The organism is Okeania hirsuta, from assembly GCF_003838195.1.
GTDB lineage: Bacteria > Cyanobacteriota > Cyanobacteriia > Cyanobacteriales > Microcoleaceae > Okeania > Okeania hirsuta.
Window position 1 is genome coordinate 1 of sequence record NZ_RCBY01000027.1, and the last position, 25,455, is coordinate 25,455.

A 25,455-nucleotide genomic window follows, 5' to 3' on the forward strand; every position below is an offset into this window, starting at 1 on the left:
TTTTCTATTGTTTTATTGTCAAAAAAAACCTCCACCAATTACGGCGGAGGTTATCTATCAGGGTGCATCTACCATTTATTTCTCAAGGTAATTGAAGCATTCTGGAAAATTCTGAAAAATTTTCTATATTTCTCGATCGTCCTATTGATGTCGATGAACCATTGTTGCATTAGCCTGATCTGTGGGTACTACTAATAGTTCGCTGATATTGACGTGGGGCGATCGCGTAACGCAGAAAAATACTAAATCTCCTATATCATCTCCGGTTAATGGTGTCAAGTCTTTGTAAACATTCTTAGCCTTTTCTGTGTCCCCATGGAATCGGACATTACTAAATTCTGTTTCTACTAAACCTGGTTGAATTTCAGTGACTCGCACGGGAGTTCCTAATAAATCCTGTTTTAACCCCTCAGAAATTGCTCTAACAGCAGCCTTTGAAGCACAATAAACATTACCTCCGGGATAAGCACCACGACCAGCAATAGAACCAATATTAACTACATGACCCTCCCCGCGATTAACCATTCCTGGCACCACATAGCGAGTCATATATAGTAATCCTTTAACATTAGTATCAATCATTTCTTCCCAATCGTTGAAGTCCCCAACATGGAGTTTATCTAAACCGCGACTTAAACCAGCATTATTAATCAAAATCTCAATATTTTTCCAAGGGTCAGGCAAAGAATTTATTGCTGATTCTACTGCTAGGCGATCGCGTACATCTAGCTTTAATAAATAAGTTTTACACTGAAATTTTTTAGTTAATTCATCAGCAAGTTTTTCTAGTTTTTCTTGGCGACGAGCAGCCAAAATTAGATTTGCACCTGCTTGAGCAAATACATTTGCACAAGACTCTCCAATACCACTACTAGCACCTGTAATTAAGACTATTTTATCCTCAACAGAAATCATATTTACTATTCTATAGATTTACCAGTTTGATTTAATTATTTACACTATTAGACATCTCCATAAAAGAGGGAAGAGGGAATAGGGAATAGGGGGAAATAATTGATAATTTATGTACGATAATTGATTTTATTTTTGATTTTTGGAGATATCTATTTTGCTGTTTGTTGAAGAAGGTTTTATACGGTAAGCAGTATAGCAGAAGGAAGAAAGAAGAATAAAGAAGGAAAAGTCTTACGTTATCTGAGTTTTAAACTTTTGAACTGTCCTAACCTTTCCTTCGGCTGCTATAAAGCAATATTATATCATGTCCGGATAATTAGTGATCAAAAAACTTTCTCCTTTTCCTCCTTTTTATTCTTTCTTCTTCTTTCTTCCCTCCTGACTCCTGAATCCTGACTCCTGACTCCTTAGATAAATCATCACTTATCCAAAACTCTTAAACGATAGGTACTAATAGTAATACCTCCTTTTCGCATCAAAACTGCTGATAACCATTGATCCTGAGAATTTTCTATGACCTCACCAATTTTAAAAATTCCCCCAGAAGGCAATAGTTCTAATTGAAAATTAGCAGGTTCAAGATCGTAAGAATTTTCATTAATTGGTTCTTCCCAAGCAGCTCCTAACATAATTTGTTCGCCCAAAGGTTCTGCAACAATCACATCAAAGTTATACTTTTTACCTACTTCTACTTCTAGTGGTAAATTAACATTAATAGTAGGTGGATTTTTGCCGGATGTCAGTTGATTACGCTCGGCTAAAATTTCTTGTTCAACAATTTTTTTATCTTCATAACGTTGTTGAGAAGTAATAGTAGACTTTAATCTTATATTTCTATTGTTCATTTGCTGAACACCAGTAATATAAGTAACAGTTTCAGCCACAATTGCATCGCCATCTATTTCCCAGGATTTTACTTCAGTACGATATTTAACTGATTGATAAAGTTGCCAGAATTTAGATAAAGCTTCTGACAAACTTTCCCGATTTAAACCATCAGAGTTAGTAAAATCATTACTATAGAAATCCATTACATCTTCTAAGTCTTGACGACTGGCAGCTCGGTCTATTTTTTTCAAAATTTCGGTCAGTTCATCAGGGGTTTTATCTCTATCTTGAGCTAAAGTAAAATTAGGAGATAAAACTATTCCAGAAGAAACAGTTAAACCTAGTAATAAAGAACTAAATAATGTTGTTGATAATTTATGAAATTTAATCAAAAATTTGCTTTGGGTACGAAATATGATTTGAGAAATAATCATTTTTAACTTATAAAAGTTGTTAGTTAAAGATTTGTTGGTTGTCAGAATCGAATTATATGGCCTTAACAAAGTCAGAAGTCAGAAGTTATTTTTGTATAGCAATGTGCGCTGGCATATTTACACATTATTTTTTGTACACCTTTTCGCTTACTGCACTTTGAGCTGGACATTGTAAATACTTGAGCGCTCATTGCTATAACGGGGATTTGAGCTTCGCTCCAAAAATATTTCGCCTTAAAAGGCGGGGTTTTAGACCCAATTATTTTGATAGGTTTGATTTTTGCCTAATGTTACTGCGTTAAAGACTAATTATGAAATATTAGACCTTCTGCAAAACTGAAAATTATAGTAAGAAACAAGTTGATTAGAACTTATGTTGATGATAAACCTGAGACAGAGAAAAGCTTTTACCACTGTTCCCTGATCCCTGCTATAGATAAATTAAAATACACAAATTATCAATTTCTCTTAAACTTTGGCCTTTTGATTTGAAATTTTTGACTTATTTCATTGTTATACCAGGGAGTAAAGAAACCTTGACCAATACACCAATTAAATTGTTAATCGCGGCCAGTGGTACTGGCGGACATTTATTTCCAGCGATCGCCACTGCTAAGGAATTAAAGGATTATCAGATCGAATGGTTAGGAGTACCTAATCGTTTAGAAACTAAGTTAGTCCCATCCCAGTATCCTCTCCATACTATATCAGTTGAAGGTTTTCAGCAGAAATTGGGCCTGGGGACTTTAAAAATTTTGAGTGGACTTATTGGCTCTATTCTAAAGGTAAGACATATACTTAAGCAGGGAAACTTTCAAGGATTGTTTACCACTGGCGGTTATATTGCTGCTCCGGCCATTATTGCTGCTCGTTCCTTGGGTTTACCAGTTATTCTCCATGAGTCTAATGTTTTGCCTGGGAAGGTGACGCGCTGGTTTAGTAGTTTATGTAATGTAGTGGCATTGGGTTTTGAGGAAGGAGCAAAATATCTCCCTAATGGTAAGACGGTTTATGTAGGTACTCCTGTCAGAGAGCAATTTTTGTCTCCTCAAGTGTTAGATATACCTATTCCAGAAAATGTCCCTGTGATTGCAGTTGTTGGGGGTTCTCAAGGAGCAGTTTCGGTTAACCAATTAGTGAGAGAATGTGTTCCTGCATGGGTTGATGCTGGTGCTTGGATTATTCACCAAACTGGGGAAAATGACCGAGATGCTTTTAGTGTAGAACATCCCCAATATTTTCCTATGACATTTTATAATAATATGGCTGGTTTATTTCAGCGGGCAAATTTAGTGATTGGTAGAGCAGGGGCGGGTACTTTAACAGAGTTAGCAGTTACTCATACACCTTCTATTTTAATTCCTTATCCTTATGCTGCTGATAATCATCAAGTTTATAATGCTAATGTATTTGCAAATCAGGAAGCGGCAATAGTTTTTCCTCAATCAGAATTAACTTCTGAAAAACTTGAAACAGTAGTTTTGGAGTTATTAAATTCACCAGAAAAACTGGAAAAAATGAATCAGGGTTCGGAAAAATTAGCAGTAAATGATAGTGCTAAGAGATTAGCAAATTTAGTCGATAAATTATTGAATGATTACTCATAATTTAGTTTGAGTAAAACATCATCAAATAGATCGAAAATTTTTGCTTCGTGAATGGGCTTAAAATATTCTTTCCACTGCTGTTTTTTTCCCGTTCTGATATGCTTATTGTTTGAAACCCGTCCAGAAAAAAACTTTTTCTTTAGGCTATTCTGAATAGACTAGGAATAATTCTTTCCTTGAACCATAGAAACTGAAAAAAATCTCTGAATAAAGTTAGGTTAGTATCTGGAATTAAATCCTCATATTTTCTCTCTATAAAGTCAGGATTATCATAATTCTAACACTTGATATCTTCAATTACATTCCTAGTTGCATTCTCCATTTCAAATATCAATTGATCATCACAGGATGAATAATAATTTAGTTTTTCCTGGTAATATCATGTCCGGCTAATTAGTGATAAAAAACTTTCTCCTTCAACTCCAGTTCTTCTTCTTCCTTCTTCTTTCTTCCCTCCTGACTCCTGACTCCTGACTCCTGAGGACTCCGTCGTTATTTATTTATAACTGTTCAACCGGACATGATATAAGTCAATCCACAAAAATATTTTCTGTTAATATGTAACAATTTTTCTGATGATTTTGTATGATAGAAACAAGTAGAAACAATTACATCTCTTGGGTCTCTGATAATATGTAATCCTTTGTAATTAGAAAGTATGTCAAAATCAAACTTTGAATGATCGTCAAGAAAAATATCAAAGTTCGGCGTTGCTGAATAGCGTGTATGATATTAATCGCGCATTACTTAGGAGTCAACCCACCCCTAACTCCTCCCAGGAGGTCAGAATTCACGAGTCAGGAGGGAAGAAAGAAGAACAAACCCCGAGTAGAAGGAGAAAGTTTTTTGGTCGCGTAAGCGGAATAGAGTTCTATTGCGCTCTGATCCGGACAAATGTCATACCTATTTTCACCAATGCCCAAAGTTCTTAGATGAACCCCTAAGAGCTGCCTTATTTTTCTCCCGGCAAAATTTTAAGTCATAATCAGAACCAATAGCACTGAATATAGTTAACATCCAAACAGTACCTGTTTTGTGGTGAGTTCCAATCAAAGCTTTATTATCTAAAATTTCTCCAAACGATAAACCCTTACGAATAACTCCTAGGGATTTACGAATAGTAGCTCTAGTTTGCTTGAGTAATAATTTCATTTTTCCTCATTACTTTAAAGTTCATGATATTATCTTTTCTGTGGCGGGTTTAATACTCCACCGTCAACGGTGATGCTTAAAATTGTTTGGGGTTATAAGACAGGGAGTGGTGTGTCGAAGACTATCCATAAGCAATTTTCCCTTATGCCTTCTGCGTTTTTCAAACAATAATTATACCATTCAGAGAACTTAGCCAAAAGCTTATATGATAGTAAGTTACAACTATAATCTCTTGCAAAAGTTGTTTTGATATCAATAATTAGTAAGGGAGATAAGGAGAGTATTAAATAACATAATTTTTAGTATTTCATATTAAAATTAAAAAATTAGTAAGTCCTAATAAAAAAACTTACAGCGGTTTTCATTTCAGTAGACCACAGTAGGGGCGTTAGCGGCAAAAGCGCTGTAAATCTGCTAGAACAAAATTTAGCAGTAATAGAAAGTACCAATAAGTTAACAAATTTAGTGCGTCAATTTTTCCACAGCAAATCAGTCGATAATTAAATGTTCATTGAGGTTTTAAAAGGTTGCTATGTGGTATGAATATTTATGGCTAAAGTTGAGAAAAGTAGCAAGATGTGAACGAACAAATTGCTCTCTAGCAACAAAGAATAGTTTGATTTTTCCACTAAGGAGAAAAATAGCTCAAAGACAAATTATTCAAATATTAATAATTGCTTTTTTGCTACCTTTATTATTTTTCATAGTACCAGCTTGGGGGCAATCTACTGCTACTAATAATAATTTCAAAACAGCTCCAGTAGTACTTAATGGTAAAATATTATTTAAAGTATCAGGTAATGATGATAAAAATTTGACAGCTACTAAACGAGCTGAAATCATCAGTTCAACATTAGAAAATATCTTAAGCTCAGGTGAATCTATAGAGGTAGATATAGACCAGAAAAATGAAGAAACAATTCTGGGTGTTAATAGTAAATATCTACTCACAGTAACTGCGACAGATGTCAAAGGAAGAATGAAGATAGAAGAGCAAGCAGTAATCTGGAAATATAGAATTGAAGAAGCTTTGGAATTAGCTCAAACAGAACGTCAGCCACGTTATATTTTCCAAGTATTAATCATCAGTATTATTCTAATTTTAACTGCTTTTACTCTACAGTTATCTTATGGTTTTTTTGAATTCAAAATTAGCAATTTATTTGAGGAAAGATATCCTAAACTTGTCAATTATTTCCCTACACTTTTGCCATTAACTGGAATTGCTGTTAGAGTCATAGTCTGGATAGTAGTTGTCCTCTATATAACCGATTTAATACCATTTCTTAGCAACTATCGCGACAAAGTATTAAATATTTTAAAAGAGAGCTTTACTTCTACTATTTTTAATCTAGGTAACAAAGGTTTTTCCATTTTAGACATAATGTTTTTAGTCGGATTAACCATTGCAATGTGGAAAGGAGTAGGATATTTTATTAGCATCTTCAGAAGTAAAATTATTGGCTTAACAGGAGCAGAGCAGAGCATTCAAGATACAATTAGTTTCTTAGTTCAATATGGCTTAATTTTCTTAGGTATACTAATTATTCTGCAACTTTGGGGGGTAGATGTTAGTTCTTTAGCAATTATTGCTAGTGTCCTTGGTGTAGGTATCGGTTTTGGTCTACAGAATATTGCTAACAATTTTATGAGTGGCATTATTCTAATTTTTGAGCGGCCTATTCAAGTGGGTGATTTTATTCAAGTTGGAAATTTAGAAGGTATTGTTAAACGGATTGGTTTACGCAGCACTTACATTACTACTTTAGACAAGATTTCTTTAATTGTTCCTAACTCTCGTTTTCTAGAAAATGAAGTTTTAAATTGGAGTCATAATAATCCGATTTCTCGGGTAAAAGTTCCCATAGGAGTTGCCTATGGTTCTGAAATTAGGTTAGTTAGAAAAGCTATTTTAGAAGTAGCTAAAAGTCATCCCGAAGTATTATTAAATCCATCACCGCAACTATGGTTTCAAGAATTTGGTGATAGTTCTCTAAACTTTGATTTGCTTGTTTGGATTAGAGAACCTCAGAAAAAACATAAGCTCAAAAGTGAACTAAATTATCGTATTGAAGTAAGTCTAAGAAAATATGGAATTGAAATTCCTTTTCCTCAGCGAGATTTGCATTTAAAATCTCCAGAAATAGAGCAAATGATTCAGACTTGGATTCAGAAAAATACTACCCAATCTGTAGAACTTTATTATCCTGATAGTTTTGTACATAAACTGGAAAGAAAAATTTCTGATTTAGAGCTAGATGAAGAGGATAATTTAACTGTATCAACCATCAATAATATCGACAGTGAAATTCTTAATAATATAGATATAGATACCTTGATTCAGGAAATGCGTGGTTCTCATGGAGTAGCAATAAAAGACCGCCGACATCGGTGGGGTATTTACCCAAAATGTTTTGTTGGTTCTGAGGCAGTAAAATGGTTAATGAGGACTCAAAATTTGAATTTACAAGAAGCAATTTCGATTGGTCAATTATTAATTGATCGTGGGTTAATTCATCATGTCTTAGATAGACATGGTTTTAAAAATGAATATCTTTTTTATAGTTTTTATGAAGAAGAATAGTTAATCAGGAGTCAGGAGTCAACCCACCCCTAACCCCTCCCCCTCCGGTGGAGGGGAAGTTACCGAGTCAGGAGGGAAGAAGAGGAGAAGAAAGAAGGAAGAAGGAAGAAGGAAGAAGGCTTTAGTTATCTAGCACAGAAGGAAAAATCTGGTGTTGCCTGAGTTTTAAACTGTTGGGTAGTGGTGCATCTTGCTCCCGTTTCAGGTATTCCTTTTGCTCCCGTACCTGGTATTTTTTTGCTGTATACCATTACGCTCCGCAGGACTACCAAAGAAAGAGGATGTATTTATACCAATTTGATAAATGTTTGCTACAAATAGTTAGGCTATTTCTTAGGAGTCAGGAGTCAGGAGTCAGGAGTCGTATGGGAATTGCTTCAATACCAGTTTTTAGGTCGTAAATTCTCTTTTTCGTCAAAGAGAAATTTCCTGCAAAATCTTTTTATCGCACTTATTATTCGTAACATTCTTTTTTCAAATTGGTATTACAGCAGTTTCCGAAGTTATAGCACTGTGCGCAGGCAACAGGCAACAGCGGTGCGACCCCGCGACGACGCCAGTCGCAAGGGAATGCGCACCAAGAGAGGCAACAGACAACAGCTCCGGAAGGGGGAATAAAAAACCGATAATATAAGGCTTTTAGCTATTGGACACCTCTTGTAATTTGTAAATAGGGTTTGCTTATGGAAAGTCTGTTGGTGGGGGTAGGAGACAGGAGACAGGAGACAGGAGACAGGAGAAATGGGGATGAGCGAGGAGGTAGTAGTAAAAATTGTCCCTTTATTTTTCTGCCATAATCATCCCAAAATACTAGCATGCATGAGCTCCCTAGACCGAAAAGCTTGCACTTTTTCAAGACAAAAAAAGGCAGCAAACCAATATCAGTCAATGCTTTGATATTTAATCAGCAAGCCCTAAATATGCCAGCGCACATTGCTATATGAGGTGCACCCATCGCGGGCAAGATGCCCGCACTACAAACGTTAAATTGTTAATCTCTGTACCTCTTATCCAAGGAATTTGCTCCCCTACTCCCCTACTCCCCCGCTCTAACGAACTACACCAGAGTGACCTTCTATATTCCCTACTGGTTCAAATATTCCACCCAGATATTTTGCTAAAAATTCCTCGGCGATCGCGTAAAAATGTAAACGGTTTTCTGGACGAGCAAAACCATGTCCTTCATCTGTATATAGCACATATTCGATCGGTTTACCCGCGTCTTCCATTGCCTTAACAATTTGCGTACTTTCTGACTCTTTCACCCGTGGGTCATTTGCTCCTTGACCTATTAATAAAGGTTTCTCAATTTTATCGACAAAAAACAGAGGCGATCGCGACTTCAAAAATTCTGCTTCAGTTTCCAAATTTCCCACACGATGGAAAAAGACTTTCTTCAAAGGTTCCCAATAAGGAGGGATAGTTTGCATTAAAGTGATCAAATTACTCGGTCCGACAATATCCACACCAGCAGCAAACACTTCCGGGGTAAAAGTCAACCCTGCTAATGTTGCATAACCACCATAAGAACCACCCATGATAGCAACTTTATCCTTGTCAGCAATACCCTTTTCTACTAACCAGTTAACTCCATCAATTAGATCGTCGTGCATTTTCGCTCCCCATTCCCGGTTACCAGCATTGAGAAAATCTTTACCGTAACCAGTCGAACCCCGGAAATTAATTTGCAAAACCACATAACCTCGGTTAGCTAACCACTGAGTTTGTGATCTATAACCCCAGGTATCCCGCGCCCATGGTCCCCCATGAACTAAAAGCACTGCTGGTGCTGGAGTTGGAACACCTACAGGTTTAGTCAGATAACCATGAATAGTTAGACCATCCCTAGCAGCGTAGGAAATGGGTTCCATTGGTGCCAACTGTAAACCTTCGAGTTGGGGTTGGTTGCTAAAGAGAAAAGTTATAGTTTTAGCAGTGCGGTCGTAAGTATGATAATAAACAGGTCCGTCATCAGTAAAATAAGCTACCAACCAGTTATTGTCTTCGAGGGTACGACTAACGATGCGAAACTCGCCTTTGTGCGCTTGCTTGAGAAATTCAAAATCTGCAGCAATGCTATCATCTAGAATCTGCCATTCTAATTTATCTTTGTAGAAACCCACTGCTTCAATGGCACGAGTAATAGGATGAGTTAAACTGCCACTAATGTCATATTGGGAGTCTTCAGCAATTACTTTTTCTTCGCGAGTGGCAAGATCGAGAGCAAGTAAACGTATAGCATTAGCATCATGGTTAGCTGATATATAGAGAGTTTTGCCATCATTGGAGAAGAAACTCGGGCCTCCATCTTCATCTGGCCCCCAGTGACGGATAGTTTCCCAAGATTTTTCTGTGGTTTCGCGATACAGTAAATCCGAACCTCCATCCTCTGTGATGGTTGCTGCAGCCAGGATTTGGAATTTTGCATCAGCAGTCCAACCAACAATATTACCTGGGTTATGGGTGTCAAATTCTACTGCACCATTATTGAGGTTGATGCGGTAAACATCGAAAGTTTGGGGATTTTTCAGGTTCAGACCCACTAATATTTGGTCAGGGAAATTATGGTCTAAATCTATTACTTCTGCTTTGACTCCCTGGAATGGGGTGAGGTCGCGCACCATGTTTGATTGAATATTAACTTGATAGAGATGATAATTTTCATCCCCATCAGCATCTTGAAGATATATGAGTTGGTCTTCGTTGTAAGTCCAGAAATACATCCGAATGCCCCGTTTTTTGTCGGCAGTAAGTTGGCGGTCGTCTTCTTGACCTATTGTTCGTACCCATATTTGCAAGACATTTTTTTCATCTGGAGCAATATATGCCAGATATTTGCCATCGGGGGAAAGTTTGGGACTGGTACGTTCGGGGTTGCCAAACAAAATTTCACGGGGAATAAGGGGAGGGAGTTTAGTTGTCATTTTTTCTGCGGTTGTTGTTGTCATATTTTGGTTGAATATTTGATTTGCTGAAGTTGCATAGCAGGCAACAGGGAACAGATTGAAAAACATTTCTCTGTCTAAAGATTGGCGTTGCTGATTCTGGGTATGATTTTGCCCCCCCAATTTTGGGGGGAATAAAACTCTAAAAGTCCCCCAATTTTGGGGGATTTAGGGGGCGTGGACCTGAACCAAACAATCGCGCATTCATACTTCAATTCAGCAACACCTAAAGATCATTATCAGTCTTTGTCCTAACTGTTCTAGCTATTGCTATACATTTTTTATTGTACCGCTTACTTTACAATTCGTAACATTTGGATAAAATATATTATGTAGTGTAAACCCACCTTGACTATTTATGTTACTACAAGCTAATCAACGCACAAAGTTAGACGACTCTGACGATCGCCTGTTTTATTCTTACCCTAGATTTGTTACTCATGTGGATGAAGGGTTTATTGATCGGTTGACAAATTTATATCGCGATCGCCTTAAACCTCATACTCGAATTTTAGATATGATGAGTAGTTGGGTTTCTCACTTACCACAAGATATTGAATTTGCTCATGTTGAAGGTCATGGTATGAATGAGGAGGAGTTGGCTAAAAATCGTCAATTAAATCATTACTTTGTTCAAGATTTAAACAAGGATTTGAAATTACCTTTTCCTGACAAAGATTTTGATGCTGTTGTTAATTGTGTTTCTATTCAATATTTGCAATATCCTGATGCTATATTTTATGAAATTTATCGAATTTTGAAACCTGGCGGAATAGCAATTATTAGTTTTTCTAATCGGATGTTTTATCAGAAAGCTATTAGTGCTTGGCGAGATGGTTCGGAAAATGGAAGAGTAGAGTTAGTCAAGCGTTATTTTGACAGTGTAAAAAGTGCTAATGAAATTCCAGGTTTTAGTCAAGTAGAGGTAATTTATCAGAAGTCAAATGTACCTAGTTTTTTACAGATGTTCGGTTTAGGAGGAGGCGACCCTTTTTATGCTGTAATTGCTTATCGTCAGGTTTAGTATTAAGCGATCGGTTTTAGGGGGTAGTTAGTAAGTTAAATAAGTATTTTTTATAGGTAAAAATAAAGTTTTTTTTACTTACATTTTCTTTAACTATCTAACTCCTACCAGATCATCTTCTCTGATAATCTCTAATAATTTGTGGTGTTCCCTGAGTTAAATTACCCGCTCTAGCAAGATTCTGGAATATTTCCTCAAAATCGTCTTTTTCTACTACACCATTTTGATCGGCATCATAGACTTGAAACAGACCTGTCCATTTTTTTGTTTGTAATTCTGTCAGCATATTTTTGTTTTCCTTTATTCAAATAATTGAACCTAGATTTGTCCTTATTCCCATCAGGATTTATCAGACTATGGGGTTAAACAATTTGATACTATATCAGACTATAGTCGGGAAAGGGGGGTTGCACATTTATAGTTTATATAGCAGGGAACAGGGAACAGTAGGAAAAGCACTTCTTTGTTTAAGGTTGATCATCAGTCTATGTCAAACACCAACTCGTTCTTTGCTTTTTTTAAAAAAGAATAAATTGAAGTTCGCAATAAATATAAATCTAAAAGTATGATAAAAATAAGTAGTTCAGCATATACAGCAAATTTCAGGAAGCGTGAGGTACAGTTTTAGGTTAGTCTAGAATTTTTATTCATTCCCTATTCCCTGTTCTCTGTTCCCTGTTCCTTGTTCCTTAATACCATTCATAATTAATCATAGTGATTTCCCAAGAAAATACATTTAACATACAAGAATTAGAAACTATTGTCCGCAAAGACAATATTAGTTTGTGGCAAGATATAGACCAAACAAAAAAACAACAAATATCACAGGCGATCGCTCCCGACACTACCATCAACTGCATCGTCTATCCAGAAACTCAAGCACAACTTTCTACCATAGTTACTTGCTGTGCTAAAAATAATTGGGCAATATTACCTTGTGGTAACGGTAGCAAAGTTCATTGGGGAGGGTTAATGAAAGTAGACCGAACTACTCACAAACAAGGAATAATAGTTGTCAGTAGCGATCGCCTCAACCATCTCATCGAACACGCTGTGGGTGACTTAACTGTTACTGTGGAAGCAGGGATGAAATATGCAGAATTACAGGAAACCTTAGCAAAAGCAGGTCAATTTCTCGCTATCGACCCTGCTTATTCAGAAACTGCTACTATTGGCGGTATCATTGCCACTGCTGATACAGGTTCCCTACGTCAACGCTACCGGGGTGTACGAGATATGCTACTGGGTATAAGTTTTGTGCGATCGGATGGAAAAATTGCTAAAGCGGGAGGACGGGTAGTTAAAAATGTGGCAGGTTACGACCTAATGAAATTATTTACAGGTTCTTATGGCACATTAGGTATCATTAGTCAAGTTACTCTGAGAGTTTATCCTCAACAACAAGCATCCGGTACCGTTGTTTTAGTAGGAGAAAAAAATAACATTGCCAAAGCAACTCAAACTTTATTATCTTCAGCATTAACACCCGTTGCTATTGACTTACTTTCAACTAAATTAGTAGAACAATTAGACTTAGGTAAAGGTGTGGGATTAATGGTTAGATTTCAAAGCATAATAGAGAGTGTTGAAGAGCAATCTAATCAATTATTAAAAGTGGGAGATAGTTTAGGTTTAAATTCCACCCGTTACCATGATTATGAAGCAGAATTATGGCAAAAATTAAAACAACAAATCTGGCATTCTCAGCAAAATGAAATAATTTGTAAAATAGGAGTTATGCCTAGGGAAGCTGTAGAAACTTTAGAGCGATCGGCCATAGAAACTGGTTTCGGATTAATTCATGCAGGGAGTGGTTTGGGAGAATTAAAGTTTAATTCTGTTACTCCTGAAACTATTCTAGAATTAAGGCGTTGGTGTGAATCTAAAGGTGGATTTATCACAGTTTTAGCAGCACCATTAGAGATAAAAGAAAAACTAGATGTTTGGGGTTATAATCAGAATGGTCTTGAGATAATGCGCCGAATTAAACAACAATTCGATCCACAAAATATTTTTAATCCCTATTCTTTTGTTGGTGGAATTTAACAGGGAATATAATATGATATCATGTCCGGTTGAACAGTTATAAATAAACGACGGAGGAGTCAGAAGTCAGGAAGGAAGAAAGAAAAAGAAAGAGGAGAAAGTTTTTTTGATCGCTAATTATCCGGACATGATATGAATTAGTTTTCAGATCAAACAGGCAGGAATGGTGTAAGGTGCGTTGCAACTGAGCGTACAGGTAGAGTGGCAATTCCTATCTATCTAACTTGAAAATCATTAGCTACTAAATCTGGACTGCCATCTAATGTGGCAAATTGAGCGCCAGTACCGAAACCATCTTCAGTACCGTTGGCATTATAATACAACGCTCCACTAGCAGAGTTGTAAACAATTTTAGCCTCAGCAGTTGCAGCATCAACTTCACTAGAGAAAATTGCAAAATCATCTGTAGATAAACCAATACCAGGAGAACTATCTAGAGCAGTAAAGGTTCTCAAGTCAAGCAAAATTCTATCTTGCCCACTATTAAAATCATTAATCTGGTCTATACCTATATCTTGAGAATCAAATTCTTCGTTGGTGTTAAAAATAAATCGGTCTATACTTGCCCCACCTATCAATTCATCGTCTCCAGCACCACCATTCAGGCGATCGCGACCTTGACCACCATTGAGAATATCATTACCGTCTCCACCAAGCAATATATCGAACCCAGGGCGACCTTCTAAAACATCATTACCATCCTGGCCTAATAGAGTATCGTTTCCTCTAGCACCAATCAGGTTGTCATTACCATCACCACCAATGACGCGATCGTCACCTGCGAGTCCATTTAATCGATCGTCTCCAGCAAAACCTCTTACTATATCGTTAGCAAAACCTGCATCAATATTGTTATCCCGGTTGTCTCCATTGAACACTACATCATCAAGAGGAATTACAGTATCCAAATCTTCTAAAATCACCTGTCCGCGCAACTCACCACTCGGATTATTTACTGTGTGCAGGTTAATATAAACTCCTCCTGACTCTACTGCTGCAACTTCAGTTTCATCCAGAGTAAAACTACCAGAGAAGAAACCTGCACCAACACCATCAGTTTCAACCACAGTCAAGTTGCGTAAAATATCGCCATTCTCACCAAGTCCACCCAAATGAAGGTGAACTGAACTTTGAGGGTTCCCCTCTGAGTCCTCGGAGGGTCCGACATTCAACAAATCACTTGATACAACAGAAAAATCACCGGATATATTGAGAGTATTGCCAGAGAGAACTGCATAAAAAGTTCCTGAACCGTCACTAGGTCCTACTGGATCGACTTCTTGAACGGTTGATATCGGTAAAAATGTTGCTAGATCATTTCCTGTTGGGTCTATTTCGTTGAGCAGAACTTGGGTGCGTAATTCTCCACTCTGATTATTTTCTGTATGGAGGTTGACGTACAAATTTCCAGACTCAGCAGCTACTATTTCATCGGGACTTAAAGTAAAATCACCAAAAAATCCACCCGATCCATCACCATTATCAATTACATCGAAGTTACGAATAATTCCACCATTAGAATTAGCTAATCCCTGATGCAGATGAATGGCGCTCTGAGGATTTCCTGCTGAGTCTTCATCTCCAACCGGGAATAAATCGCTTGATAAGTCTGAAAAAGTTCCTTGTATTAATAGGTTATTACCAGTCAGAATGGCATTTACTATTCCTTCTGCGGGGGTATCTGCTACTGGTGGTACTTCAAAAGCTTCTGACATGGGCAACCCTAGACCAACTATTGCTTCTAGATCGTCTAAAAGAACCTGTCCTCTTAGCTCTCCACTTTGATTATTCTCTGTGTGCAGATTTATATACAACTCGTCTGCTTCTGCTGCCTGTGTTTCTGTGTTTGTGAGAGTAAAAGCACCATGAAATATACCTGTAGTATCATCAAATTCTGATACAGTCAAGTTGCGAAGAATATCCCCATTTTGACCTGCTTCAGCCTGATGAACATGAATTGCGCTTTGAGGGTTTTCCTCTGAGTCTGCTGCTCCTACAGGAAATAAAGGGCTTGATAGTCCACCATAGAGTCCCTCTATTAGTAATGTATTTCCTGGTAAAAAAGCATTGAAACTTCCTAAAGCTGGACTATCTGCTATTGGGGGAACTTCTTGTAGTTCTGACATTGGCAAAGAAAGTCCCAAGAAGTTTTCAAATAAATAAGTAGTCATTATTAATCTCTGTAATTTTTCAGTATGGTTAATACTAAACTATAATAGTCATATTTCTTTTAAATATAAAATTTTTTTGGTATATAATTCTTACTTTTTGCAAAAAAAATATGACAGTTCGTCCTATTTAGATAGTTATACTCATAAATTACATTATTTATAGGTAAATTCTCTACAACAAGTTGGTTTTATTAAATATTATTAAATGCTATAATAAAAATTTACAAGTGAGCTAGTAATTGCTCTCTACTATTGTAAGCATTTCCGGCGGAATGCTGCGCAAACAGCCATTAGCTGTCAGCTTTGGCGGAATTAGTAGTTTGAGGATTTGAGTAATATTGAGTTGTGAGCAAGTAGTTAATTTATTTGGGACTTTTAATTGTGTTAAATCTTTCAACTCTGATTCCTCCTTCAAGGGCAATTAAGTTAATAGCTGATGGCTGAAAGCTGACACCTGTTTCGCAGCATTCCGTAGGAAATGCTTACCTACTATTTATTGATTGACAAAAAGATTGATGTATAGCACGATCAATTAAAGTTAGTATCAACAAATATTTGAATATAAGATATGCAGATAAAAGACATAAACACCGAAAATAATCGAGAAATTCCTGCTAAAGAAAGCAACTTTTTACAGCAAAATCCACATTTAAAATCTTTAACAGATCACCCTAGTTTTGACTCTCAAAAACCTCCATCACCAGAATTAATTGATGCTTGCGTTCATTGTGGATTTTGTTTGTCAACTTGTCCGAGTTATAGGGTAATTGGTAAAGAAATGGATTCTCCCAGGGGCAGAATTTATGCTATGGATGCTATTAACAAAGGAGAAGCACCTCTCAATGAAACTACCTCTGAACATTTTGATACTTGTTTAGGTTGTCTTGCCTGTGTAACTACTTGCCCATCTAATGTTAAATATGACAAATTAATTGCTGCAACTCGTCCGCAAGTAGAACGAAATATTAAACGTTCATTACCTGACAAATTTATTCGCAATCTCATCTTTAATATTTTCCCATATCCTCAGAGATTACGACCATTACTCATCCCTCTATTAGCGTATCAAAAATTAGGATTCCAGAAATTTTTTCGTGCCACTGAACTGCTGAAAAAAATATCCCCCAGATTAGCAGCAATGGAATCTATTTTACCAGAAATTACTGCTGATTCTTTCCAGGATAATTATCCTACTGTTATTCCTGCTCAAGGAGAAAAACGTTATCGAGTCGGTTTGATTTTAGGTTGTGTACAAAGAATATTTTTCTCACCAGTTAATGAGGCAACAATTAGAGTTTTAACTGCTAATGGTTGCGAAGTTGTGATTCCTAAAAGTCAAGGTTGTTGTGCTGCTTTGCCAGAACATCAAGGGCAAACAAAACAAGCTCATACTTTGGCAAAACAAATGATAGATAGTTTTGCTAATACTGGCGTTGATGCCATTATTATTAATGCTGCGGGTTGCGGTCATACTCTGAAAGAATACGGCAATATTCTCCAAGATGATTCAGAATATTCTGACAAAGCAAAAGAGTTTTCTAGTAATGTTAAAGACGTGCAAGAATTTTTAGCAAATGTAGAATTAACAGCTAAACTTTCTCCTTTAACTGAAGAGGAAGAATTGACTATAGTTTATCAAGATGCTTGTCATTTATTACACGGTCAAAAAATTAGTTTGCAACCCAGACAACTATTACAAAAAATTCCCGGAGTGAAGTTGCGCGAACCAATAGATGCTTCTTTGTGTTGTGGTAGTGCTGGAGTTTATAATATGTTGCAACCGGAAATAGCTGATGAGTTGGGGCAACAAAAAGTAGAAAATTTGTTGAATACAGGTGCAGAATTAATTGCTTCTGCTAATCCTGGATGTTCTTTGCAGATTAAAAAGCATTTAGAATTGCAAGGAAAGAAAATGATTTTAATGCATCCAATAGAGTTATTAGATTATTCAATTCGAGGAGTTAAGCTATAAGAAGAAGAAGGAGTCAGGAGACAGGAGACAGGAGACAGTAGACAGAATTTTAGAAGAAAATCATAGCTGCCGTGATTGAGTCATCATATATATCACTCCGAAGCCAGCGTATTTCATATCTCATTGGCGAAAAAGGTCATGCATGATAACTGGATTTGGTATTTAGGGTTTGCTTATGGAAAGTCTTTTGGTAGGAGTCAGGAGACAGGAGAAAAGGGTCGGGAGCGAGGAGGCAGTAGTAAGAATTATCCCTTGATTTTTCTGCCATAGTCAGTCCAAAATCCTAACTTTTTGAGCTGCCTACAACGAAAACCTTATACTTTTTAAAGACCTAAAAAGGCACTTGTCTCTATATGTCAATGCTTTGATATTTAATCAGCAAGCCCTATTTACTACACCAGTACGCGGGCAAGATGTCCGCACTACAAGCACTTTACCATTCATACTTGTACCTCATTAACCTGAAATATGCTGTAAAACTCAGACAACGTAATATTTCCCTTCTTCCTTCTTCTTTCTTCCTTCTTCCTTCTGATTCCTTCTCAATCTAACAATATACTCTCAGGACCACCAGAAGGTTCATCCCTAATCATATTCTCCAACTCAAATGTATACAGTTTATAAATATCATCAACAACATCATTAGGGTCATTAAACACATCCTCACTCGCGTCAAATTCTACTTGACCACTACTACTAGCAACTTCTAGATTTTTAATGTATGTGATACCAGCTTTTATAACTTCAGGTCTAGGTAACTCTCGTCTGAAAGTCAAATCAAAATCAAACTCTTTGAGCAAACTCTCAAAATAATTAACATTTTGCCCACTGCTATAACGCTTTTGCAACTTATTAAAATCAAGACTCTCACCACTCGAAACATTATCAGAATCAGAACTAGAATCAGATTCACCTCCTGCCTCAAGACTCCCGCCACATAAAGGTTTACTCTGACTACCTAACCCATGACTGCCAACTACACGACCATTACTATCAAACACAGGTCCCCCACTCATACCAGCAGCAGTTTCATCAGTATAAAAAATACTATAACCCAGATGCTCAGGAGCAGGGTTAATCTTTCCCCTAACTAAACCCCAAGCTAAACGGCGTTGTCTGCGAGCTACTCTGTTACGACATCTACCTGTCTGCGGGTCTTGCTCTCTTTCTGGGTCAGGCCAACCGGAAATATATACTCTATCGTTGATATTGACCTGTTTAGGATCTCCTAAAGGAGCAACTGTATAATTGTTTGTGCTTTTAAAGGTGACGATCGCTAAATCTACACCTCTTATTTGATCTGTACCAATGCTGCGTTCAACTATATCTGTACCTGCAATAAAGCGATCACGACAGCCAAATCTCACCAATACTGTTAATTTCGGATTGCCTTTTAGAGGACACCCCCGGTGGTCATTAACATCTTTAACAATATGAACTTTCCCATCATAAGTTCTAATTCCATAATAAGGAATACCTCCCAACTGCTGCCAATACTGTTTACTATCAAGGTGTCTTTGTATAAAATTATGAGCTACAGTTAAGACATAATATTTATTTCCTGTTTTAGCAATAATTACCCCTGAACCTGGATTCCAAATCCCTGATTTTTGTAATGGGTTATTACGATTTTCTTCTAAATCTTGTCGTAATTCAGGGGTTAGTGCAGGAGCAATTAATACAGTTGTTTGTCTAGCTATAGAATTAATTTCCTCTATTGAAAGTTCTGCCACAGCAGGAGTTGATGCTAGACAACTAAGGAAGATTCCACCGATAAAAATAGATAATTTTTGAGTTTTTTTTATGAAAAAATATAGCATTTGCCCCCCCTGCATCTATTACATAATTTTTTTCATTAAACCTACTTTATATTTTATGATGTTTCAATTACCTATAATAGATCTGGTTTTTTATCCCGAATACGAGTTTCTAGATCAAAATTAAAAATTTCATATATATTGTCTATCTTATCATTAGGGTCTTCAAACCCGCCCTCTTTTGTTTGATTTGGATCGATCAATTCAGGTGTTTGATTTGGAGTTATCAATTCAGGATTTTCTAATATTGTTATATCTGAATTTCTCGACATAGAATTTTCGATTTGGCTACTTACACCAGGAATCTTAATTTGAGGAATTTTTGTTATTTCTGATTGAATTATCCTTTGTGAAGGAGCCTCTAATTTAAAAGATAAATTCATTTCTATCTCCTGAATCAACTTTCGAGAATAATTAACATTTTGGGCACTACTATACATTTTCTGTAAATCATAAATTGATTTTGAAGTATAATCCAAGTCTAATGTAGAATTATTTTGATTTTTATTTGAGTTATTCTCTAAGTTATTTTGAGATTGAAATTCTGGATATCCTAGGAAATCATCTTGCTTCTTCTGATCTTCATTTTTCAACCTAGTATTTTCAGACTCAAACACGTTAAAAGGGTCTGAATTATTTCCTGCCTCAAATTTATTTTTTGAAGTAGAATTATTATTAGATATTGGTTCATATATTTGTCCGCAAATAGGTTTATTTGTCGAGCCTCGTCCGTGAATTCCAACTAGCTCTCCGCCACTATTAAACACAGGACCACCACTCATCCCTGGACGAGTATAATCTGTATAATATAAGCTATAACCATTATCCTTTTCAGTAACAGGAATAGAAGCTTTTAATGGTCCCCATGCTAGGTGTCTTTGCCTTTCAGGTGCAGGATCTTTACAAATTATTTTTCCTTGGGAATCTAATTGCATAGTTCCATCAAGTTTTAGCTTCGGTTCCGCTTCAATTTTCGGCCAACCAGAAATATAAACAATATCTTCTTCTTGTAATTTACTAGCATCTCCTAAGGTCACAACAGGATAGTTTTTTTTACTTTCAAAACTAACTATTGCTAAATCATAGCCATTTATTTCTTGATTGTTAAAACAACCAAATCTTACTAAAGCGGTTTCTACTTTTTTATTTTTTATTGCTTCTAAGAATCTATTAGTACATTCTCTACCATCGTTGATTTTTGTAACTTGATGAACTTTTTTGTCACTTGTTAGTATGCCATAATGTGCATCTTGACTTACTTGTTCCTGACTAAAGTTATGAGTTACTGTCAAAATATAGTATGTTTTATTTTGTTTAGCAATAATTACTCCTGAACCTACTGTCCATCTAGCTACAGGTTTTCTTTTTAATAAATCATCTTTTTCACGTTCACTTAACCTGGGGGCAATTAGAACAGTAGTTTGTTTAGCTATGGAGTTAATTTCTTCTACTGTTAATTTTCTAGGAACTGCATCTACTCCCTTACCAATACTGAGAATAATTACAGTCATAGAGGCAGTAAATATATGTCTTTTTTTTATCATATTTTTTCACACCTATTCCAAATTTTTGTGTCAAAAAAAATCTCAAATAACTAATTTTAATCACCAGACAAATCACTAATATTTGTCTTTACTATCTCTGCAAAATCATCCCGTTGATTCAACTTAGCAATAGGAATTGCCCAGCTAGCACTCAGGAATTCATCAAGTAGCTCTTCTGATGGTTGACTACCATCAGAAAATCGATAAGCATCAAAGCCACCAAAAGCATATTTTGCCCGACCAATAATCCCAACTAACTCACCATTTTGATTCAAAACTGGTCCCCCACTCATCCCAATTTCAATCTCATTACTCATGCCAATTTTATAACCTCTCTCCAAGGATAAATTAAGTAGATGAATAACCTTACCCTTAGTCAAATTATATGGTTTAATTCCTAAATCTACAGTAGTAACTAAATTTACTGCCTTCCTTTCATAGTTAGGAAATCCAGCCACATAAACTTGTTCTCCTAAACTTAAGTTAAAATTAGCATTGACAACAGCAACTTTATACTCATTATTTGTGGAAAATTTAACTATTGCCAAATCCAGTTCTCTAAAATTAAATCTAGTATCTTTATGAGCAGTATATTCTTTTCCATCTACAGTTAAAACTGCAAATTTATTTTCTTGATTTGAATCAAGTACATGAGCGCAAGTTAGAACAAAATACTCGCTACCTTTCCGAGAAATAATCACTCCTGAGCCAGCAATATTTTTCCCGATCAATCTAACAGTCAGAGGTCTAGCGATCGCCTCCACAGTTGGATTATACTTAATAGTAGAAACAGAAACTGCCTGAATTTGCGGGAGATTAACTTCTTCAGAGTTTGATGCTACCTGAGAAAGGCAAAGTTCCCAAAAAGTAGGAATTATTGCCATTAAACTTATCAATTGTTTCATTTGAGTTAGTGGGAGTTTCTTTATCCCTAAAATTTTTGTTTAACAATTCTCATTTCCAGCCTTAAAACTCCTGATTTTCCATTTTTTTTTGTTCTTCTATAACTTGAAAAATCAACTTTTCCATATCCACCTCCAGCATTTTTTCCTGATTTACTGATGATGCTTTCAACCCATCAATAACTGACAATTTTTCAACCCATTCAAGGCTTTTATTTTCCACAACATCGCTACTTTCAATTATTAACGAAGCACTAGCATTACCTCTGAGAGAACTTACTAAATTCATCAGAATTTTACCGTTAGTAGCTCTATTATTATTTCTGAGAGTCCACAACAAATTACTAGAGTTACAACCTCCTGCTTTAGCAGCACAAACTACAGCCATACCATTAACAACTCCTTCACTTAAAGGAGGCATCTTTGGTTTTTCTCCCTGTATAAAATGCTGATTAAATCTATCTGTAACTGCCTGACAACGAGCTTCCGGAGTATACTTGTCACCAAATTCTACGGAACCTCCCTTTGTCCATTGAATTAGAGGTCTTTTAGTCGCTTCCTTCCAGGATGTAACTATTTCACCCTGACGACTACGACGTGCTTGATATATGACTAGCGCAGTTTGATTTTCTGGTGTACAATCAAACTTATATTTGTATGCGTAACGGCGACTGTAACGTATCTTTTTAGGGTTGACTGAAGGAGTGGGATTATTATCTGGTTCGTCATCAGATGTACTAAGTTGAGTAACTGTAGTATTTGAGTTTGTGAGTTGGGCAAAACTGGACTGTACTTTGATAACTAAGAGTTGAGCAGCGATCGCTACTGCACAGACCATAGGTAATATTTTTCGGTGTTCCATAATTAATATTTCCTAGCTTATGGTTCAGCAAAAACTTTAAGTTTGCTGTTTGTTTCATCCTTCCTTTCTCTGTTCTATTATTCAGGAAATTCGTATTCCTCATCAAATTTTTCGCTTTGTTCTTCAATAATGGCATCAATTATATTTTCCATGTTAACTTCTGAAGATGCTTCTATTTCTTCATCATTTTGACTTTCCATAATTATGCTACTGCTCGCTTTACCTCGAAGTGTGCTCAGTAATTGTCGAATGTCGAATAATTTGAACCATTGGAATTTTGATTGTCATGTCTCAGAGTCCACAGAACATTATTTTGATTACAACCTCCCTCTGGTTCGGTAAATTTTTTCCACAAAGATAATATATTCCCTCTACGGTCTCGTCGTGCTTGATAAATAGCTAAAACTGTTTGATTATTTGAGTTACATTCAAATCGGTATCTAATAGCACGAGGACTATAACCTGTAGTTTGACTATTAGGAGAGTGAGTAGAAATACTCGTTTGAGCCTTTTTAGGTTTATTTTCTTGAACTACTATGATATTAGGCTTAGATATATATAGTTAGTGCCTATTTGAGCTTGTGCTGTTAATATTATTGCTAGTAATTGATAGGTTACTAACCTGCACAAGCTAGAGATAACAGGTATTGATTCATCAAAAAAAAACTCAAATATACCCCATTTGCCTAAGCGCTAGGCAGGAATAGGAGTAAGGATTTAGGGATTAACTAAGGATATTGTTTGCAGCAATACCCCATAAACTAAATATAGCAAATAGCTAACTAAATTCTTCTGATATTAATTTTTGATCGAAAAGCCAGACTTAAAATAGCAAAGATCCACGTCAAAATTAAAGATTCAAGGCTTGACTATACACACAACCTAACATAAGTCGCCAATCCGACGGCTTCCCTACAACTAATCAGAGAAAATCAAACTGTTGTGGTTGAGGATTTAGCAGTAAAGAATATGGTCAAGAATCATAACCAACCCCCATCCCCTCCCGGGAAACAGGGTTAATTTATTGTCACGCTATAGAATAATTGATAGGGAGTGTGGGAAGTGTGGGGAGATGGGGAGATTCTTATATTTGCACAATGAAACCTACATTTATACTACTTTTGTAGTATATAAAATAGGAGATAGGAGACAGGAGACAATTATAGTGGTCAATAGGAGTAAGTAATTGAGTATTTATACTTAATATTTTCCTGAGAATCTGACTGCTGAGAAAGGTCATAATGTAGGAGCTATATAGTATAAATACTTACCAAGTTACGGATTCTTCTACTACTTTTAATGTTACAAATTGAAGTGCGGAATGTGAGTTTTAATTATAGCGCTGCGCGCAGGCAACAGCTCATTTGGGGGAATAAAAAGCTGATAATATAAGACTTTTAGCTATTGGACACCTCCTGCAATTTGTAAATATACCAGCGCACATTGCTATATTTCATATCCATATAAATATTCTCTGACGACAAAGAATTAGCCCTGCTCCCGGTAGGGGAGCAAGAGGGGTGGGAGTGATGCCAACTAGTCCGAGTTAGTTAGACAATTAGAGTATAAGAGCTGATTTATCAAGTGAATATTAAGAGGCTAAATCCCTTGCAATACAAGGGTTTTGGAAGTGATAACCAAACAAAAATAAATCCCTGAGAGTCAGATTACATAAGGGTTTTAGCTAAGTTTACAAATCAGCTCTAAAGCGGAATGGTATGGACGGAAATTAATCAAGATTGATCGATTCTTTTCCAGTTCTAAGCTTTGTTCTGATTGTGGGCACATAGTAGAAAAATTACCTCTGTTTAACATCCAGTCCGCTTAACCATGAAAAATATTAAAAAATATAAATTATTTTTACTGTTTTGCAGAATGTATGTTAGGAATTAATCCAAATTCAGATAGCAAGGAACGAGTTGGTTAGGACACAGACTGATGATGAACCTTAGACAGGGAAGTACTTTTCCCCACTCTTGTCCGTTCCCTGTCCCCTGCTATATGTAATCTAATTTCGATTCTTGTTTAAATTATTTAGTCAAAAAAGCAAAACATTTGATAGCCTATATAAGGCTGTAAGTCTTATGCAAAGTAGAGTCTAGCTTTTTTTATCAGTAAATTACTTTTGATAAAATGTAAATATATGTTACAATATTAGAGTCAAAACGGTTTAACTGCTTGACATTCCCTAGAAGAATAGTTAATGTAATATACATACCCGGGTAAACAAGTTGACTGTCATATGCAAGACAAGCAAAAAGTTACGTTATACATCCAACCAGAACTGCATCGCAAGCTCAAAATCAGAGCAGCAGTTGACTCGGAACCAATGTCATCAATAGCAGAAAGAGCTATCCTTTTCTATCTGGAAAACCCAGAAGTAGTGGATGAACTAAGTTCAATGTATGGACAAACCCACCGGGTATACACTTGTCCAGAGTGTACGAGTTCAGTTGTAATGCGAGAAGGAGAACTGGCATCCCTGAAAAATCAGCCAAGTGTATTGGCAGACCAAAATATTCCAGTACATGAAACCCCGGAAACAGAAAAATCTAAAGCTCAACCGGGAGAGCAAGAGTTAGTTCCCTGCTAATGAATGTAGAAATGACTACATCTGATGACTACAAAGTAGTAGAGATGACAGTTAAACCT

The 25,455-nt window shown here is 36.3% G+C and carries 21 protein-coding genes; 9 read left to right on the plus strand and 12 right to left on the minus strand.

The genetic code is table 11. The features are described from left to right. Positions 1-141: 141 nt before the first annotated feature. Positions 142-915, minus strand: coding sequence for an SDR family oxidoreductase (locus D5R40_RS07005; protein WP_124144577.1), 774 nt, complete (start codon positions 913-915; stop codon positions 142-144). A 419-nt stretch (positions 916-1,334) separates the two neighbouring features. Then, complete coding sequence (locus D5R40_RS07010; protein WP_240038911.1) at positions 1,335-2,177, minus strand: DUF8623 domain-containing protein; 843 nt, start codon at positions 2,175-2,177, stop codon at positions 1,335-1,337. A 536-nt stretch (positions 2,178-2,713) separates the two neighbouring features. On the opposite strand from D5R40_RS07010, the gene murG reads away from it, so the two are divergent. Further along, a complete protein-coding gene (gene murG / locus D5R40_RS07015; protein WP_124144576.1) occupies positions 2,714-3,784 on the plus strand; it encodes an undecaprenyldiphospho-muramoylpentapeptide beta-N-acetylglucosaminyltransferase in 1,071 nt (356 codons plus the stop codon). Between the two features lie 674 nt (positions 3,785-4,458). Then, entirely contained in the window at positions 4,459-4,716 is a 258-nt protein-coding gene (locus tag D5R40_RS34765; RefSeq protein ID WP_124144575.1) for a hypothetical protein, read from the plus strand. Here the strand turns inward: D5R40_RS34765 and D5R40_RS07025 are convergent. Continuing rightward, positions 4,694-4,936, minus strand: a complete 243-nt coding sequence (locus tag D5R40_RS07025) for a hypothetical protein (RefSeq protein ID WP_124144574.1) — start codon at positions 4,934-4,936, stop codon at positions 4,694-4,696. The genes D5R40_RS34765 and D5R40_RS07025 overlap by 23 nt on opposite strands. A gap of 532 nt (positions 4,937-5,468) precedes the next feature. On the opposite strand from D5R40_RS07025, the gene D5R40_RS07030 reads away from it, so the two are divergent. Further along, the gene (locus tag D5R40_RS07030) at positions 5,469-7,520 is read left to right on the plus strand and encodes a mechanosensitive ion channel domain-containing protein (RefSeq protein ID WP_124144573.1); all 2,052 of its coding nucleotides are present in this window, start codon (positions 5,469-5,471) and stop codon (positions 7,518-7,520) included. A gap of 125 nt (positions 7,521-7,645) precedes the next feature. On the opposite strand, the gene D5R40_RS40835 is transcribed toward D5R40_RS07030, so the two are convergent. Together D5R40_RS40835 and D5R40_RS07035 are read right to left on the minus strand one after the other, a co-directional pair. Continuing rightward, positions 7,646-7,771, minus strand: coding sequence for a hypothetical protein (locus D5R40_RS40835; RefSeq protein WP_275670345.1), 126 nt, complete (start codon positions 7,769-7,771; stop codon positions 7,646-7,648). Positions 7,772-8,569: 798 nt separating this feature from the next. After that, the gene (locus D5R40_RS07035) at positions 8,570-10,468 is read right to left on the minus strand and encodes a S9 family peptidase (protein ID WP_124144561.1); all 1,899 of its coding nucleotides are present in this window, start codon (positions 10,466-10,468) and stop codon (positions 8,570-8,572) included. Positions 10,469-10,823: 355 nt separating this feature from the next. Between D5R40_RS07035 and D5R40_RS07040 the strand changes: the two genes are divergently transcribed. Further along, positions 10,824-11,489 (plus strand): class I SAM-dependent methyltransferase, encoded by a 666-nt coding sequence (locus D5R40_RS07040; RefSeq protein ID WP_124144560.1) that lies wholly within the window; start codon positions 10,824-10,826, stop codon positions 11,487-11,489. Positions 11,490-11,601: 112 nt separating this feature from the next. Here the strand turns inward: D5R40_RS07040 and D5R40_RS34770 are convergent, their stop codons facing one another. Beyond that, positions 11,602-11,775 (minus strand): EF-hand domain-containing protein, encoded by a 174-nt coding sequence (locus tag D5R40_RS34770; protein ID WP_161564468.1) that lies wholly within the window; start codon positions 11,773-11,775, stop codon positions 11,602-11,604. 422 nt (positions 11,776-12,197) lie between these two features. Between D5R40_RS34770 and D5R40_RS07045 the strand changes: the two genes are divergently transcribed. Continuing rightward, entirely contained in the window at positions 12,198-13,535 is a 1,338-nt protein-coding gene (locus D5R40_RS07045) for an FAD-binding oxidoreductase (protein WP_375339372.1), read from the plus strand. A 215-nt stretch (positions 13,536-13,750) separates the two neighbouring features. Here D5R40_RS07045 and D5R40_RS07050 read toward each other — a convergent pair whose 3' ends face one another. Next, positions 13,751-15,706 (minus strand): CHRD domain-containing protein, encoded by a 1,956-nt coding sequence (locus D5R40_RS07050; RefSeq protein WP_124154422.1) that lies wholly within the window; start codon positions 15,704-15,706, stop codon positions 13,751-13,753. 568 nt (positions 15,707-16,274) lie between these two features. Here D5R40_RS07050 and D5R40_RS07055 point away from each other — a divergent pair. After that, positions 16,275-17,678: a (Fe-S)-binding protein gene (locus D5R40_RS07055; RefSeq protein ID WP_124154423.1), complete on the plus strand. Its 1,404-nt coding sequence runs from the start codon at positions 16,275-16,277 to the stop codon at positions 17,676-17,678. A gap of 138 nt (positions 17,679-17,816) precedes the next feature. Further along, positions 17,817-17,948, plus strand: coding sequence for a hypothetical protein (locus D5R40_RS40840; protein WP_275670344.1), 132 nt, complete (start codon positions 17,817-17,819; stop codon positions 17,946-17,948). Between the two features lie 272 nt (positions 17,949-18,220). On the opposite strand, the gene D5R40_RS07060 is transcribed toward D5R40_RS40840, so the two are convergent. From D5R40_RS07060 to D5R40_RS40845, 5 genes are all read right to left on the minus strand, one after another. Further along, complete coding sequence (locus D5R40_RS07060) at positions 18,221-19,498, minus strand: S1 family peptidase (RefSeq protein WP_124154424.1); 1,278 nt, start codon at positions 19,496-19,498, stop codon at positions 18,221-18,223. Positions 19,499-19,569: 71 nt separating this feature from the next. Further along, on the minus strand, positions 19,570-21,039 hold the full coding sequence (locus D5R40_RS07065; RefSeq protein WP_124154425.1) for a S1 family peptidase: 1,470 nt from the start codon (positions 21,037-21,039) through the stop codon (positions 19,570-19,572). 56 nt (positions 21,040-21,095) lie between these two features. After that, positions 21,096-21,944: a S1 family peptidase gene (locus D5R40_RS07070; protein WP_124154426.1), complete on the minus strand. Its 849-nt coding sequence runs from the start codon at positions 21,942-21,944 to the stop codon at positions 21,096-21,098. A 61-nt stretch (positions 21,945-22,005) separates the two neighbouring features. Further along, positions 22,006-22,803 (minus strand): COP23 domain-containing protein, encoded by a 798-nt coding sequence (locus D5R40_RS07075; protein ID WP_124154427.1) that lies wholly within the window; start codon positions 22,801-22,803, stop codon positions 22,006-22,008. Positions 22,804-22,880: 77 nt separating this feature from the next. Beyond that, positions 22,881-23,003, minus strand: coding sequence for a hypothetical protein (locus D5R40_RS40845; protein WP_275670343.1), 123 nt, complete (start codon positions 23,001-23,003; stop codon positions 22,881-22,883). Positions 23,004-24,499: 1,496 nt separating this feature from the next. On the opposite strand from D5R40_RS40845, the gene D5R40_RS39245 reads away from it, so the two are divergent. Together D5R40_RS39245 and D5R40_RS07090 are read left to right on the plus strand one after the other, a co-directional pair. Continuing rightward, on the plus strand, positions 24,500-24,631 hold the full coding sequence (locus D5R40_RS39245; RefSeq protein WP_338043168.1) for a zinc ribbon domain-containing protein: 132 nt from the start codon (positions 24,500-24,502) through the stop codon (positions 24,629-24,631). A gap of 414 nt (positions 24,632-25,045) precedes the next feature. Beyond that, on the plus strand, positions 25,046-25,396 hold the full coding sequence (locus tag D5R40_RS07090) for a slr0373 family blue light stress response protein (protein WP_124144552.1): 351 nt from the start codon (positions 25,046-25,048) through the stop codon (positions 25,394-25,396). The last annotated feature ends 59 nt before the right edge of the window (positions 25,397-25,455 follow it).

Bases quoted from the DNA above. Each gene is read 5' to 3' on its own strand.
- D5R40_RS07005 (WP_124144577.1), bottom strand. From the start codon at position 915: ATGATTTCTGTTGAGGATAAAATAGTCTTAATTACAGGTGCTAGTAGT.
- D5R40_RS07010 (WP_240038911.1), bottom strand. From the start codon at position 2,177: ATGATTATTTCTCAAATCATATTTCGTACCCAAAGCAAATTTTTGATT.
- D5R40_RS07025 (WP_124144574.1), bottom strand. From the start codon at position 4,936: ATGAAATTATTACTCAAGCAAACTAGAGCTACTATTCGTAAATCCCTA.
- D5R40_RS07030 (WP_124144573.1), top strand. From the start codon at position 5,469: ATGTGGTATGAATATTTATGGCTAAAGTTGAGAAAAGTAGCAAGATGT.
- D5R40_RS40835 (WP_275670345.1), bottom strand. From the start codon at position 7,771: ATGGTATACAGCAAAAAAATACCAGGTACGGGAGCAAAAGGAATACCT.
- D5R40_RS07035 (WP_124144561.1), bottom strand. From the start codon at position 10,468: ATGACAACAACAACCGCAGAAAAAATGACAACTAAACTCCCTCCCCTT.
- D5R40_RS07040 (WP_124144560.1), top strand. From the start codon at position 10,824: ATGTTACTACAAGCTAATCAACGCACAAAGTTAGACGACTCTGACGAT.
- D5R40_RS34770 (WP_161564468.1), bottom strand. From the start codon at position 11,775: ATGCTGACAGAATTACAAACAAAAAAATGGACAGGTCTGTTTCAAGTC.
- D5R40_RS07050 (WP_124154422.1), bottom strand. From the start codon at position 15,706: ATGACTACTTATTTATTTGAAAACTTCTTGGGACTTTCTTTGCCAATG.
- D5R40_RS07055 (WP_124154423.1), top strand. From the start codon at position 16,275: ATGCAGATAAAAGACATAAACACCGAAAATAATCGAGAAATTCCTGCT.
- D5R40_RS40840 (WP_275670344.1), top strand. From the start codon at position 17,817: ATGCATGATAACTGGATTTGGTATTTAGGGTTTGCTTATGGAAAGTCT.
- D5R40_RS07060 (WP_124154424.1), bottom strand. From the start codon at position 19,498: ATGCTATATTTTTTCATAAAAAAAACTCAAAAATTATCTATTTTTATC.
- D5R40_RS07065 (WP_124154425.1), bottom strand. From the start codon at position 21,039: ATGATAAAAAAAAGACATATATTTACTGCCTCTATGACTGTAATTATT.
- D5R40_RS07070 (WP_124154426.1), bottom strand. From the start codon at position 21,944: ATGAAACAATTGATAAGTTTAATGGCAATAATTCCTACTTTTTGGGAA.
- D5R40_RS07075 (WP_124154427.1), bottom strand. From the start codon at position 22,803: ATGGAACACCGAAAAATATTACCTATGGTCTGTGCAGTAGCGATCGCT.
- D5R40_RS40845 (WP_275670343.1), bottom strand. From the start codon at position 23,003: ATGGAAAGTCAAAATGATGAAGAAATAGAAGCATCTTCAGAAGTTAAC.
- D5R40_RS07090 (WP_124144552.1), top strand. From the start codon at position 25,046: ATGCAAGACAAGCAAAAAGTTACGTTATACATCCAACCAGAACTGCAT.